The sequence below is a fragment of the Chryseolinea lacunae genome, from assembly GCF_016735595.1.
GTDB lineage: Bacteria > Bacteroidota > Bacteroidia > Cytophagales > Cyclobacteriaceae > Chryseolinea > Chryseolinea lacunae.
Map to the genome: position 1 here is coordinate 1 of NZ_JAERRB010000005.1, position 13,382 is coordinate 13,382.

At 48.3% G+C, this 13,382-nt stretch carries 15 protein-coding genes; 7 read left to right on the forward strand and 8 right to left on the reverse strand.

Going from position 1 to position 13,382, the window contains the following annotated elements; genetic code table 11:
• Positions 1-136: 136 nt before the first annotated feature.
• Positions 137-541, reverse strand: coding sequence for a helix-turn-helix domain-containing protein (locus tag JI741_RS15505; RefSeq protein ID WP_202011092.1), 405 nt, complete (start codon positions 539-541; stop codon positions 137-139).
• 128 nt (positions 542-669) lie between these two features.
• On the opposite strand from JI741_RS15505, the gene JI741_RS15510 reads away from it, so the two are divergent.
• From JI741_RS15510 to JI741_RS15530, 5 genes are all read left to right on the forward strand, one after another.
• A complete protein-coding gene (locus JI741_RS15510; RefSeq protein WP_202011094.1) occupies positions 670-1,353 on the forward strand; it encodes a hypothetical protein in 684 nt (227 codons plus the stop codon).
• A gap of 53 nt (positions 1,354-1,406) precedes the next feature.
• Complete coding sequence (locus tag JI741_RS15515; protein ID WP_202011095.1) at positions 1,407-2,153, forward strand: SH3 domain-containing protein; 747 nt, start codon at positions 1,407-1,409, stop codon at positions 2,151-2,153.
• A gap of 425 nt (positions 2,154-2,578) precedes the next feature.
• Positions 2,579-3,223 (forward strand): hypothetical protein, encoded by a 645-nt coding sequence (locus tag JI741_RS15520; RefSeq protein WP_202011097.1) that lies wholly within the window; start codon positions 2,579-2,581, stop codon positions 3,221-3,223.
• 325 nt (positions 3,224-3,548) lie between these two features.
• Complete coding sequence (locus tag JI741_RS15525) at positions 3,549-3,908, forward strand: hypothetical protein (protein WP_202011099.1); 360 nt, start codon at positions 3,549-3,551, stop codon at positions 3,906-3,908.
• A 175-nt stretch (positions 3,909-4,083) separates the two neighbouring features.
• Positions 4,084-4,431 carry a LytTR family transcriptional regulator DNA-binding domain-containing protein gene (locus JI741_RS15530; protein WP_202011101.1) on the forward strand — a complete coding sequence of 116 codons (348 nt, stop codon included), beginning with the start codon at positions 4,084-4,086 and terminating at the stop codon, positions 4,429-4,431.
• Between the two features lie 44 nt (positions 4,432-4,475).
• Here the strand turns inward: JI741_RS15530 and JI741_RS15535 are convergent, their stop codons facing one another.
• The 5 genes from JI741_RS15535 to JI741_RS15555 all read right to left on the reverse strand — a co-directional run bounded on the left by JI741_RS15535 (position 4,476) and on the right by JI741_RS15555 (position 7,874).
• A complete protein-coding gene (locus tag JI741_RS15535) occupies positions 4,476-5,039 on the reverse strand; it encodes a hypothetical protein (protein WP_202011103.1) in 564 nt (187 codons plus the stop codon).
• On the reverse strand, positions 5,036-5,596 hold the full coding sequence (locus tag JI741_RS15540; RefSeq protein ID WP_202011105.1) for a stage II sporulation protein M: 561 nt from the start codon (positions 5,594-5,596) through the stop codon (positions 5,036-5,038). The genes JI741_RS15535 and JI741_RS15540 overlap by 4 nt, the downstream gene beginning before the upstream one ends.
• On the reverse strand, positions 5,583-6,440 hold the full coding sequence (locus JI741_RS15545; protein WP_202011107.1) for a M48 family metallopeptidase: 858 nt from the start codon (positions 6,438-6,440) through the stop codon (positions 5,583-5,585). Before JI741_RS15545 ends, JI741_RS15540 begins: the two co-directional genes overlap by 14 nt.
• A gap of 95 nt (positions 6,441-6,535) precedes the next feature.
• Positions 6,536-6,763, reverse strand: a complete 228-nt coding sequence (locus tag JI741_RS15550) for a hypothetical protein (RefSeq protein WP_202011109.1) — start codon at positions 6,761-6,763, stop codon at positions 6,536-6,538.
• 256 nt (positions 6,764-7,019) lie between these two features.
• A complete protein-coding gene (locus JI741_RS15555) occupies positions 7,020-7,874 on the reverse strand; it encodes a DUF4412 domain-containing protein (protein ID WP_202011111.1) in 855 nt (284 codons plus the stop codon).
• Between the two features lie 265 nt (positions 7,875-8,139).
• Here JI741_RS15555 and fusA2 point away from each other — a divergent pair, with 265 nt between their 5' ends.
• Both fusA2 and JI741_RS15565 read left to right on the forward strand, forming a co-directional pair.
• Positions 8,140-10,266 (forward strand): elongation factor G2, encoded by a 2,127-nt coding sequence (fusA2, locus tag JI741_RS15560; RefSeq protein ID WP_202011113.1) that lies wholly within the window; start codon positions 8,140-8,142, stop codon positions 10,264-10,266.
• Between the two features lie 403 nt (positions 10,267-10,669).
• Positions 10,670-11,425: a polyprenol monophosphomannose synthase gene (locus JI741_RS15565; RefSeq protein WP_202011115.1), complete on the forward strand. Its 756-nt coding sequence runs from the start codon at positions 10,670-10,672 to the stop codon at positions 11,423-11,425.
• Between the two features lie 18 nt (positions 11,426-11,443).
• On the opposite strand, the gene JI741_RS15570 is transcribed toward JI741_RS15565, so the two are convergent.
• Positions 11,444-11,809, reverse strand: coding sequence for a hypothetical protein (locus JI741_RS15570; protein WP_202011117.1), 366 nt, complete (start codon positions 11,807-11,809; stop codon positions 11,444-11,446).
• Positions 11,810-12,080: 271 nt separating this feature from the next.
• Complete coding sequence (locus tag JI741_RS33075) at positions 12,081-13,310, reverse strand: ABC transporter permease (protein WP_202011119.1); 1,230 nt, start codon at positions 13,308-13,310, stop codon at positions 12,081-12,083.
• Between the last annotated feature and the right edge of the window lie 72 nt (positions 13,311-13,382).

Here is a 13,382-nt window from a genome sequence, read left to right on the forward strand (position 1 = left end):
GGGCGTGCGAAGGATTCTGCGCGGCCACTCGCGAAGCCCTTGACTTATTTGGAGCGGTGGCTACCTTTGCCTAGTAGGAAGGAATCCCTAGCTCAACTGTCAGATCAAGTACTAGCTATTACACCTAAAACGACAATCAAGATGACTTTTTCATATCCAACATCTGCTGCAACAACGCAATCTTCTCATCCTTCTCCTTCAACAAGGCCACATACAATGCCTTATTCTCCTGAAGAACTTCCTCAATCTTATCATTGAAATGACAATTATTGAACGGTCCGTGGTTCTGAGTGGTGTGATCGTAATTATTCTGAATATTATTAATCACCGCCTCATCACTATAATTCCGAATCACCTCCGGCGAAAAGCCCAGCACCTTGGCGATGCGCCCCAGCGTCACCTCTTCAATAGTTTCATTCTGCTCAATCTTCGAAACGGCCTGCTGGCTAATGCCCAGCTCTTCGGCCATGGTTTCCTGTTTAATTTCTCTGAGCTCGCGCAGCTTGCAAATGTTGCGGCCAATGTGGGGTGTTGTGGTCATAGAAACCAAAGGTAAGGAAAGAAGTCTTGAGTCGTTAGTATTGAGTATTGAGATTTTTTGGTGGTGAGCCGTGTTTTTGGTTGTGGGGGCGCCTATCTTTGAAACAGCACCCCCTATCTGCCACGTTGATGCGCCACCTTGCCCCCGCCCTGCTCCTTGCCTGCTGCACCCTTGCCTGCAAACCACCCACCCCGCCCACCGAACACGAGGCGGAAAACGACACCATCGCGCAAACAACCGAAACGGGTTCGGCAATCTATTATGCGCTTCCTCTTGCATTGCTCTACGACACGCTGCCAGTGTCTGAGTTTGTGGCGCTCTTTAAAGAAAAAGAACGACTTGTCTATAACCTCCCCAAAGACACGACCCTGCGTGCTGTCTGGAGTTCGCCAAGCACCTTTCGGGGGCACAACATTGCTGTGAACGATTCGTTAAAAAAAATCATTCCCTTCCACGGCTATGCCATGTCTTTCCGCGAAATGAAAGGCGGCACCAAACGCATCACCTTGTCAAACGAGGCAGAGAACATCACCTATGTCTCCGCCATCACCCTCGACCGGTTCTACACCATTATTGCCTCAGCCATACTAACCAAACAAAGCGGCGACGTTGATGTGGCTCAGGAAGCCGATGGCAAGTTTGTGAACGACTCCACCTATCTGCGCACCGATGTGTTTACACAATACGATGCTGAGGGGGATGATCCTCCGGAGAGAAACATCAGCAACGTGAAGGTGATCTTCCATGCCAATGGGCAGATTGAAGAGAAGGTGCTTCGGAACTATGTGGAATATGGCCCTTCACCAAAGTAAGATGTCAAAACACCACGCACGCCAAAACGTAATCACAATCCATTAATCTTTCTATGAAACCCAGCTTGCTCATCACCATCGTCATTCTCATGCTTGTTGGTCGCGGCGCCAAAGCCCAGGACTATTTCAAAGCAGGCGACACGCTCTATGTGTGGTCTAACACCAGCCTCAACGTGCGCAGCCAGACCACCGGGGCAGTGGCAGATCAACTGCCCTATGGCACCCAGGTGATTGTGCTGGAGGGTCAGCAGCCCGCTGCTCCCAAGCAAGAGGTCATTGCCGGTCAGTTGATCGGCAAAGAACAATTTCCGGCGTTTCATCTGGTGGGCAACTACATTCCCATTCGCTATGGCAACAAGAGTGGCTTTGTGTTTGGCGGCTACCTTTCCAAACTTCCTCCGCGCAAAACCCAACGCCTCAACGGCGCCAATGAGTCGACCAAGGAATATTTTGAACGTAACTTTGGTGTGTTCAAAACCACGCACAGCGAAAAAGAAGGAGATCACGGAAAATACAAAACCGATCGCGTCGTCTATGGCAACGGCGTGTGCCTCAACTACGGTGGCGATGGCTATGGCGGAAGCGAAATCCTCATCCTCCCCGACCTGTCGCTTGTGCAAGGCTATTTGTTCCTGAACCAGATGCATAATTTTGATGCAGCCAAAAAAAATGGCAGAGACCTGTATGTGAACAGTTATAACCAGCAGACACAAACCATTGACATCTCCATGGATTTCGAATTTTTCCAGTTGCATAAGATCGGCCCCTACCTGATCGTTACGTCGGGTTGGTCAGAGTGAGAACTTGCTCTTAGCCAGCGAAGGCTTCACCCATGCCAGCTCCTAATATCTGCTTGTGGTTTGTTCGCACTTCGTGGCGTGATGTGTCGCTTTCCGTTTGAGCATTTAATAGCATCAGGTGGCTCCTGCCGGAGCCCAATTGCATTCATTGCTGGTTTTCTATAGACAGAGGGTTCTTCAGAGCCTAACTGCGTTCGTTACGGGGTTCTGAACACACACATTGCCTTGCCCAACATTCCGACACTCGAACCAATCAAGTCAACAAGCCACTTTTGCAATGTCGCGCTATTTTCTCAAGCAGGCACATAGGTCTAATTTTGCCATCCAATCAACTTTTACATTTCGTTTACATCTTTTTACAAGCGATTTACAAAGCCGAGCACAAAGGCTTGTAGGTTTGTTGGAATAGAAACTAAAATGAGAAAATGATGAAATACACATCTGGTTTGCTCTTTATACTTATTTTTTATACCTCTTGTAACGAACAAAACGAAACAAGCCTGCAAAAAGATAGTACCGACTCCGGAATTAACTTTTCTGGCGAATGGAAATCCCAAGAGTCGATAAGTATGGGCGGAAATATTGTTTGCACATATAACGGGGGTGATCGTATGCTCTCTAAAATAATGAAAATAGAACAGCAGGCAGATTTTCTAACCGTAGAAGTACCGAACCTATCTCCTGGCGCAGCACTGGGTACAAGCCAGGAGAAACTGACATTCGATGGTAAGCAAAGCGAAATTAATCATAGCCCGGAAAGAGGAAAGAAGTTTACCGTAGAGCTGTCAGCTGATGGAAAAACTATGACTGTTAACTCGATTGTACACCTGGTGGCTGTCGTTCCTTTTACTACAAATACTCAGAAGCAACAATTTGTTTACGTAACAGAGGTTTGGAAGCTGAGCGATGATGGTAATACTATTTCTGTTCAGGCCAATGCAAAAGCAACCTTATTCGACGAGGAGCGTTCCTGGAAGACCGTGTTCTATAAAGTCGGTACTCAAAAACCTTTTGAGTTTCCAGATCCATCGCCAGAGAAAATCGACAGGGATTCGCTTATGGTGAAGTAATGAGCAACGGACACACACCGGGAAGTATTGCTATGGAAGAACGCCTTGGGAAACCTTCACCACCACAAAAGAAATCGCTCTTGCCAAAATGGTTGACCAAAGTTATCAATCAGCATGAGTACACTTTTTCATTTCTTCCTCATAGGCCGTAAACAGCAACAAGCGGAAAAAAAGTCAAGGTGGCTTTGACCTTAAATGCCTCCATGTCTTGTCTTTGCTAATTCAAGCTCATGTTGATCGCAGTTATAACAGGCAGCTTCCTGCGGGGCTATTGCTGGCGTATGGGTAGCGACACGTCTTCGTTGTACAATACAACCGAAACGACATGCTTCACAACCTGCTGTGGTGTGGCACGCGCTTTCTTCTTCTGAATATTGCCGTGCCCTCGCGTCTTTGGGTTTGGTTGCTCTGTGCACATGTGTTGTGTGAGGGCAGTGTTTTGTTTCACCAAACCATCAACCCCATGACCATCGACACCAAACTTCCCCCGGCCGTCATCGACCTGCTCGAAACCGTGTTCGAACACGACAGTCCCGAAGCCATCCGCAACACCCTCATCGAAATCTACCTCGTCTTCCTCACCCACGAACATGAACACCTGCCCGTGAACTTCGACGACATGGCCCGCCACGTGAATGCGCTGTCGAATGTATTGAAACTGTCGGCGCAGGAGTTGAAGGGTTAGCAGTGAGTATTTCGAAATCATCGAGCTTAAAATTGCTATTCCGGACATATTTTGATAATAATCCGGTTTCCATTATCCCCACTGAAGCGCTTTTGCAGTGAAAGACGTTTTATTTGCCGCAAGTACTTACCGGCTTAGCATGCAAACTACCCTTGTCTGATTTTACAAATGTTTAATGGATCGAAAAATATTCATACAAACCCCCATTTCCATTGAATCAATATCGCACGCTGAAATTCTATTTGTGAGTTTTAAGGCAGGTGTAACGTTGATAAAGCTTTTGTCCAATCGGGTTGTCGTTGCAAAGCGTTCCGTGAAGCAGATTGAGAAAACAATTGACTCCAAATATTTTTATCGCTGTCATGCAAAATATTTGATTAACCTTGCTTGCATGGCTAGATATGTTCCCAAACATTCCCTTGTCGTTATGGCCGACGGCACCGAAATCAGGGTTGCTAAGGAAAGAAAATCGAAGTTTAAGAAGTACTTAATCGACATAAACCTGGCAGGTTTTGAGGAGTGATCTATCAAGAAGTTTGTCAGATAGCAAAGGGGTAAATCTTGCTTTCAGGTATTGGCCATGTAGAAGGTGAACAGTATGGCGAAAATCAGGCCGGTGCTGAGCACTATGTCGATGCTTCGATTCTGATCTGCTTCAATCTTTATCGTCCAGCCAAAGGCAAAGCTTGAGATGAAAATAGCGGCAATGTCAAGGGTTCGATTCAATTGATACCACACCGTTGATGTTAATTGCTGTTGGAAATCAAAATCCATGGTTATGCTTTTTGCTTCGTTCTTTAGAAATATGAACAAGAGACCAATCTTCAATATCTCGTTCGCCACCAGTGCGTAGATGAAGTAGTGACTGGCATGCAAGAAAGTCTTCAGGGGAAGAGATGACTTTATATATTGCAGAACAAACCAGGGCAAGCCCAGCAGAAACATGATCGTTATAAAAGTAAGTGATACGGTAATGAGCAATGTCATGTAGCTGCTCACGCGGGCCGAATAAAGAAGTGTTTCGTCAACTACGGACAGCAGTATCTCTACCTTTACGACGCCTGACACAAACAAGACGACACTGTAGCATAGTATGATTTTGACAAGACCTGATACGGAAATTTCATTCATCGTATGTTCGTTTTTATCATATAATACTCAATAGTGGCAGCGATGACTAGCAAGAGGGTGGGCAGCAGGGCAAATTTCCAATTTATGAAGACCGCGGGGGGCATGGGGTCTTTCTCTATAAGGTTTTTCCAGAACGAAAAGCCTCGGAAGCCAATCGTGCCGAAAAGCAAAAAGGCACTGATCTCAAAGATTCCATGAAAGGCAAACAGTTCAACAATACTTTCATCCTGGCATTGACTAAGGGCTCTTATTGTGAGCATGAGTATGAAACCATTCCAGGTGAAAACTGCTGCTGTTAGAATGCCACCGGTAAGAAATCCTCCGGCAGAGACCAGAATACCTATCAGTAGGTTGTTGGCTACGATGCTCAGAAAAACACTTCCGTTGATATGTAGCATACCAAAATCAATACTATCGATTTTGGCATGATGGTTAGGAGGCCTAAGAAAATATGCATGTCTTTCTGCATCTATAGGATAAGCCATCATCATACCCAGGAGCCAAAATGCAATTCCGACCAGTATGTACCGGCAATCCCTGGCATCAATATACTTCATGAATTCTGGCTAGTCTTTTCTTCAATGATGGATAGTTAAGCCCCCCTTTCATCAAGCCTCCTTCAGAAAGAATGTTAAGATTTGTAAGGGCCGTCGCGTAGGCTGCGCCTGCATGGATAGCGGCAAACTTGTCGGCGGCATACTCTATGCGGCGCTGCACCAGCCCGGGTATTAAGGCCATTAATAAACCATAGAAAACTGCGCCGTGAAGAAACACGAAAAGCCCTGCATAGGGGGTGGTCTCATAAAGTGGGAATAGATAGTAGGAGGCAACCACGCCGATGGAATACGTGACTACGTTGATGCCGTAAAGAACCAGAAGGTGATGACGGACGGTGTGCCCGAGTTCGTGCAGTATCAACCCTTTGATGTCATCTTGGCTTAAACCGTCGAAGAGCGGCCTCCCCAGAATAATGAGTTTTGAAAAAGGTATCACACCTGTAGCATAGGCATTCACGACTTCTTTATCCAGTAGTCTGATATTTACTTTTATCTTAAACGTTGTCAATACCCATTGCTCCAAGGCCTTGGTTTCTTCAATATATCGGTAGGTCTCTTTGTAAATGAATAGGCTTAGCATAGGCTGAATAACAAAGCCATAGATGGGCGAGGCGGCTGCTACAAGCACAAAAATCATGACAACCGATAATTGCCCGGTGTGCGTTCTATCCAGTAGAACCAAAACATAAAGAAGGGCAGCGAAGAACAATGAAAATAATATCCACTCAAAAAATGTGTCGCGAAACGAAAATCGGAAGGATGCATTTCCGGGTTGGATACGTTTGCCGTGCACGAATTTAAAAAAGACCACTAGATAGTCGATCAAAATCCGAATGCCCAGCATTATCGACGGCAGCATTGTTATGAGAAATATTCTATTCATTGCGTCGGCGGAAGCCCGTTACAATAGGTGAAGGAACAGGCGCGTATCTGTCGGTTTCACAATGCCCCAACACCCGCTCCAACCATGCCGCCAACGACAGCACCCACCGGACCGCCGCCCGAGCCAATTAGCCCTCCAAGTTTTGCGCCTGCCCACGCACCGGCCAATCCGCCGCCATAGCCAACGGCGCCCGCAACAGCCCACTGAGCGCCCTCGCCTCCCCCAAGCCTCGACGTAGCATACCATCCGATATTGGCCACCGTGTTGTTGCGATTGATGTTCATGATCGCTAACAAAACCGTTAAGCAAACAATGACTCCAAGAAATGCTTTGTTCTTCTTCATATGTGATTGTGTTTTAATGGTGTGGATTTTCTTAACACTTTTAAACTACACATATGTCAGACATCTCATTGACGAAAAACTACAATCCGGACACAAACGACTACAAGCCGGCGTGTGGCTTTGTGTAATGACATAAAAAAAACAGAACCAGATAACTCCGGTTCTGTTTCTTTTAAAAACTTGGTGAAGCGCCTTGCTAGTACTTCGGCTGGGCCACTTCCTTGTAGCCTGCGGGAATGTCGAACTCTGACGAGGCTATGGATTGTTTTTTGATTTCGGTCACCAGCATTTCCATGTTGCCCTGGGGCATGGTCATGTCTATCTTGAGGGGCACGCCGTCTATCTGTTCGTAGAAAATGTTTTGTTGTGAGTTGCCCATGCGCTGGCGGGCCAGGCTTTTGAAGTCGATGCCTTTAATTTCGGTGGTGGCCCAGATGTTTTGGGTCATGGCGGTCATCTTTTCGTTGGGATCTTTGGGGGTCACCTTCACAATATATTTGGTGCAGGTGTAGCCCAGCACCTTTGTGGTTTCGGATGTCTTGGTCACTTTCACATCCACCTTTTCCTGCGTTTTGTCGTCGGTCGATTTGGGCAGTATTGAATAGGTTTTGCCTTCGCGATCGAGGCTGTAGGTAATGTCTTTGTCGCCTTTGTGCAGAATAGACATGTGGGCCATGAAGCCGCCGTCCATGCTGGTGATGGAGTTTGTGCCCTTCACTTTCATGTTCATGCCTTTGGGTATCATGGCCGAGAGGCCGCCACCGCCCTGTGCGGCTTTTATCATGTTCATGATCTGCGCTTTCATTTGGGGGTTCGACTCCAGCATGGCTTTAAATTGGGGGTCGTCCATCTTGGCTTCCATCTCCTTCATCTTGGCCTGGTTGGCGGGGTCTTTCATTTGTTTGTCGGCCGCTTCCATTTGTGCCTTCATTTGCGGATCGGTTACCTCCATTTTCATGGTCCACGCCACGGTGCCTTCAAAGTCCTGGGCATGAACAAAGGTGATGGCCGTGATGGCAAACAGGAAAAGGAGAATGAGGTTCTTTTTCATAGTGAATCGTTAATGGTGGTTAATCGTGTGTTTAAAAATTGAGGGTTTCACACGTAGGGTCAGAAACCGGGCAACAAGTTAACAAAGAATTGGAAATAGTGTTTTTGCTTTCTTCTTCCTCCATTTTGTTCTAACTTCCATACACATTCCTACTCATTTCCGATTTTCTAAACCGCTCGCCTTATGAAGTGCTTCTCTGGTGTGCTTTCCCGTCTGCTGCATTCTGCATCACCGCACGTCATGCGACGATCAAAACCAAACGCTCATGAAAATCTACGACGAAAAGCACCTCAAGAACATTGTTCTGTTGGGTGCGCCCAAGGCCGGCAAAACCCTGCTGGCCGAAGACATGATTTTTGAAGCCGGCATCATTCACCGGAGGGGTACCATCGAAGGTAAAAACACGGTGTCGGACTTTCACGAAATTGAACAGGAGCGCGGCAACTCAGTCTTCGCTTCATCGATGCACACCGAATGGCGTGACTACAAAATAAACATCATAGACACCCCGGGCTTCGACGACTTTGTGGGCGAAATGATTTCGTCGGTGCGCGTGGCCGACACCTGTGTGATGGTGATCAACGCCCAGCACGGTGTGGAAGTGGGCACCGAACTGATCTGGGACTACATAGACCAATTTCAGAAGCCAGTGTTGTTTGCCATCAACCTGGTTGACCACCCCCGCGCAAACTTCGACAACGCCCTGCAATCGCTCCAGGAAAGATTTGGAAGCGCCGTGGTGCAAATGCAATATCCCGTTAACCAGGGCGAACCCTTCAACGCCATTGTGGACTTGCTGAAGATGGTGATGTATAAATTTCCTCCCGAAGGCGGCAAACCCGAGAAGCTGCCCATTCCCGCAAACGAAAAAGAAAAAGCCGATCGCCTCCACAACGCGCTGGTAGAAAAAGCCGCCGAGAACGACGAGCTTCTCATGGAAAAATATTTCGAACACGGCACCCTCGACGAAGACGACATGCGCGAAGGTCTGCGCCTGGGCATGATTCACCACGATGTGTTTCCCGTGTTTGTTACCTCCGCCAAAAAGAACATGGGCACCGGCCGCATGATGGGCTTCATAGACAACGTGGCCCCCTGCCCCGTTGATGCCAAACCCGAACGCACCACCGACGGCAACGAACTGCCCATTGACCAGACAAAACCCACCGTGCTGTTTGTTTTCAAAACACACCTCGAACCCAACCTCGGCAAGCTGTCGTTTTTTAAAGTGATGTCGGGCGAAGTGACCACGGCATCCGAACTGGTGAACAGCCAGACGGGCGCCGTTGAACGCATTCACCAGCTCTTTATCATGGACGGCAAAACACGCAACCCTGTAGACAAACTGGTGGCCGGCGACATTGGCGCCACGCTGAAACTGAAAGACACATACACCAACCAAACCCTGCACGCCAAAGGCCACGACGTCACGCTGCAGCCCATCACCTACCCCGAGCCCCGCATCCGCACCGCCGTGATTGCCCTCAGCAAAAACGACGACGAAAAAATTGGCGAGGTGCTTCACAAAATCCATCACGAAGACCCCACGCTCATGGTGGCCTACTCCAAAGAAATTAAACAACTCATTGTGTCGGGCCAGGGCGAACTGCACCTGGCGGTGTGCAAGTGGATGCTCGAAAATGTATACAAGCTTCATGTAGACTTTGAAAGTCCGCGCATCTCCTATCGCGAAACCATTCGCAAGTCGGCCACGTCCACCTATCGTCACAAAAAACAATCGGGTGGTGCGGGGCAGTTTGCCGAAGTGCACCTGAAGGTGGAACCGCTCATAGACGGCATGCCCGACCCCACGGAGTTTCCCGTGCGCGGCAAGGAAGTGATTGACCTGGAGTGGGGCGGCAAACTGGTGTTCTACAACTGCATTGTGGGCGGCGTGATAGACGCCCGCTTCATTCCCTCCATTCTGAAAGGTGTGATGGAGAAAATGGAAGAAGGCCCCATCACCGGATCGTATGTGCGCGACGTGCGCGTGATGGTGTTCGACGGCAAGATGCACCCCGTAGATTCTAACGACATCTCGTTCAAGATTGCCGGCATGATGGCCTTCAAAGATGCCTTCCTCAAATCGGAACCCCAGTTGCTGGAACCGATCTTCGACGTGGAGATTATGTTGCCCGAAGATGTGATGGGCGAAGTGATGGGCGATTTGCAAACACGTCGCTCGCTCATTATGGGCATGGACAGCAAAGGAAACTACCAGGTCATCAAAGCCAAAACACCGCTGGCCGAACTCGATCGCTATTCCACCACGCTGCGCTCGCTGTCGCAAGGCCGCGCACGGTTCACCCAAAACTTTGCCGACTTCTCGTCGGTGCCTTTCGATCTTCAACAAAAACTATCACGCCAACTCCAGGAAGCCGAAGCGGTGTAAGCGATAAGGGCCGAAACAAAAATTGTGGAACGTGTTTCCTTCCCGAGTCCGCGCAGGTGAAAGTTTATGTTCACTGCGTTTGGTTCAGGCCTGCACGGGCATGTCGTTATTCAAAACAGAAGATAACGCTCCGCCTAGGGCATTGCCGAAAATGCCTGGACACTACCAAAATCAGCGCGACGCGCGCCCGAAAAGGAAGCGAAAAAACTGGATGCACGCGCTGCAACACCATCACCGCAACTCAATTTGCATTGCGGATCTCTACTTTTTTTGACGCTCATGCCGCATTAGTCGAGCAAATGCGCGCATTCATCTAATTGTAATCAAAAAATCGGAAACCAGGATTTGGAAACGATTGTTTAACTAATGACTTTTTTTAGATTTGTCAACTTAGGCTATCTCCGTGAGCAACGCAATTGTCATCATCCCTACCTATAAGGAACGCGACAACATCCGCGCGATCATCGATGCCGTGTTTGCTCTTCCCAAAGAATTTCACATCCTCATTGTAGACGACAACTCTCCCGACGGAACGCCCGAGATTGTGGAGCAGATGCAAGCCTACTACAACCAGACCGAACACAAACTTCACATGGTGAAACGCCCCGGCAAACTTGGCCTGGGCACGGCCTACATCACGGGCTTCAAATATGCCATGGACAAGGGCTATGAGTTTATCCTGGAAATGGATGCCGACTTTTCGCACGATCCCAAAGACCTGATCAATCTATACCTGGCCTGTTCAGAAGGCAAAAGCGATGTGGCCATCGGCTCGCGCTATGCCACGGGTGTGAACGTGGTGAACTGGCCCATTGGCCGGGTGCTCCTGTCATATTTTGCCAGCAGCTATGTGCGCCTCATCACCAGCATTCCCATTCGCGACACCACGGCAGGCTTTCTCTGCTATCGCAAAAAAGTGCTGGAAACCATTCCGCTGGATCAGGTAAAATTTGTTGGCTACGCCTTTCAGATAGAAATGAAATTCCTCGCCTGGAAGTACGGATTCGTACTGGAGGAAGTGCCCATCATCTTCACCGACCGCACACGGGGGGAATCGAAGATGTCGGCGGGCATCTTTAAAGAAGCCTTTTTCGGTGTACTTCAAATGACCGTACAAAGTTGGTTTAAGAAGTATATTCCGTTAGGTCAATCTTCTTAAACCAATCTGTATCCTTCGCTATTCTTGAAACCCTACAAAAGTTATCGGGCCCACGTGTGATTTCACCAGTTCCAGATCGGGTTCGGTGATTTCGACTTCGTAGCCATCTTCCTTGAGCATGTTCAAAATATCCTCGGCGGCTTCGTGCTGTTTGTAGATGTGATAGTCTTCGCGGGCAAACACGGGATAACGTCCCAGTTTTTGTTCGCGGTCCACAAAGTTAAAGCCACAGAGGTACAACTTACTTGCGCTGTGCTGAATGCGATATAGCGGCATCTGAGGATACTGCTGCAACCATTCCACCACTTCTTCACGCGTTCCTTGTATGATTTCCGTCAGCTTATAAATCTTCATCACTTCGCCTTGGTTGGGTTTGTCCAACATTCTAAGATCGAAGTTGTGAACATAGGCTGACAGGCCTACGCATCCGCACAATACCATCAATGGATTTTGCGCGTCACCATGCAATCGCACATCCAGATTCTTCGCATTGAAGAATGCCTGAAGTCTACGATTTCGCTTCTGAATCGTGTTTGTTAGGTCCGGCCTAACTGGATTTTTGAATTTTAATTGCATAACATTTTAAACGTTACTGATAAGGTGGGCTCCTTATGTAACAAAAATAGAAAAATATTTCAGTTTAATATATTGTTAACTAATCAAAACGGATGGCCTTAATGGGATTTATGCGGGCAATCACAATGGTAGGGATCAGTAACACGATTGTGACCACTAAAAACGTGAGCAGGTTCAGCATCGCAATCACTTCCCAATGCCAGGCGATAGGCACGAAACTCATGTAATAATCATGCGCATTTAGCTTAATTATCTTCGTTTGATCCTGCAAAAAGCACAAACCCAGTGCTAATGCATTGCCCAATAACAGCCCCTTCACCAATAAGTTTATGCCGTTGTATAGAAAAACAAACCGGATGGTGCGGTCGGTGGCCCCCATGGCCTTCAGCATGCCGATCATCTGGGTGCGCTCCATCACCAGAATGAGGATTATGGAGATCATGTTCACGCAAACCACCGTTAAAATGATAAAAAGCAGAATATTGACCTGTCGACTAATGAGATTGAGCCATTCAAACACCTGCACATATTTGTCGCGGATCAGTTCCACACTAAAATCCAGGTCCATGGCTTCGCTCAGCGCAAAGGCATCGGCCTCCACGGCCTCGGGGGCGGTGTCGCGCACAAAAACTTCGAGGCCACCGGCCAGGCTGTCTGACCAGTCGTTCAGTTTCTGAATCATGCGGATGTCGCCCAGAATCACCTGGCTGTCGAAATATTCGGAGAGGTTTGTTTCATAGATGCCGCTTACGGTGAGCTTGCGCGAACGGATGGGGTTCTGAAAAAAATGGATCACCAGGTTGTCGCCCACTTTGGCGTTGAGCTTGCCGGCAATGATCTTGCTGATGATGACCTGGTGGGCATAGCCGGAGTCGGGGAAATCGAAAAACTTGCCGTCCACCATGTTGTCGCGAAAGGCGTTCACGTCATAGCTTTTGCCCACGCCCTTCAGCAGCACGCCCAGCACTTCGTCGTCTTTGGTTTTAACGAGGCCGGGTTTGTGGGCAAACTCCTGCATGTGCACCACGAACGGATATTTTTCCGGATGCACATAGGGCTCCACATGATAGTTCATGGGCCGCTCTTCGGTGGAGTTGCTCATGGTGAGCCGCGTCACCAGCATGTGGCCGTTAAAGCCATACACTTTGTTCTTCACCGTTTCCTGAAACCCGTGCATCACCAGAAACGAAATGATGCTGGCGGCAAGACCAATGCCGATGCTGGCGATGGCGATGTTGTGAATGGCCGATGCAAAACCCTGCCGTTGCTCGCGGCTTATTCTTTTGGATATGAAATAGGAAAGGTTCACCTGTTATTGCTAACTTTTCAGCCGTTAATGATCCCTGCAAAATAAGACAACCACACACCACAATCAACAGCC

Excerpts from the sequence above, each read along its gene's own strand:
- JI741_RS15505 (WP_202011092.1), bottom strand. The coding sequence starts at position 541 with ATGACCACAACACCCCACATTGGCCGCAACATTTGCAAGCTGCGCGAG.
- JI741_RS15510 (WP_202011094.1), top strand. The coding sequence starts at position 670 with ATGCGCCACCTTGCCCCCGCCCTGCTCCTTGCCTGCTGCACCCTTGCC.
- JI741_RS15515 (WP_202011095.1), top strand. The coding sequence starts at position 1,407 with ATGAAACCCAGCTTGCTCATCACCATCGTCATTCTCATGCTTGTTGGT.
- JI741_RS15520 (WP_202011097.1), top strand. The coding sequence starts at position 2,579 with ATGATGAAATACACATCTGGTTTGCTCTTTATACTTATTTTTTATACC.
- JI741_RS15525 (WP_202011099.1), top strand. The coding sequence starts at position 3,549 with ATGCTTCACAACCTGCTGTGGTGTGGCACGCGCTTTCTTCTTCTGAAT.
- JI741_RS15530 (WP_202011101.1), top strand. The coding sequence starts at position 4,084 with ATGGATCGAAAAATATTCATACAAACCCCCATTTCCATTGAATCAATA.
- JI741_RS15535 (WP_202011103.1), bottom strand. The coding sequence starts at position 5,039 with ATGAATGAAATTTCCGTATCAGGTCTTGTCAAAATCATACTATGCTAC.
- JI741_RS15540 (WP_202011105.1), bottom strand. The coding sequence starts at position 5,596 with ATGAAGTATATTGATGCCAGGGATTGCCGGTACATACTGGTCGGAATT.
- JI741_RS15545 (WP_202011107.1), bottom strand. The coding sequence starts at position 6,440 with ATGCTGGGCATTCGGATTTTGATCGACTATCTAGTGGTCTTTTTTAAA.
- JI741_RS15550 (WP_202011109.1), bottom strand. The coding sequence starts at position 6,763 with ATGAACATCAATCGCAACAACACGGTGGCCAATATCGGATGGTATGCT.
- JI741_RS15555 (WP_202011111.1), bottom strand. The coding sequence starts at position 7,874 with ATGAAAAAGAACCTCATTCTCCTTTTCCTGTTTGCCATCACGGCCATC.
- fusA2 (WP_202011113.1), top strand. The coding sequence starts at position 8,140 with ATGAAAATCTACGACGAAAAGCACCTCAAGAACATTGTTCTGTTGGGT.
- JI741_RS15570 (WP_202011117.1), bottom strand. The coding sequence starts at position 11,809 with ATGTTGGACAAACCCAACCAAGGCGAAGTGATGAAGATTTATAAGCTG.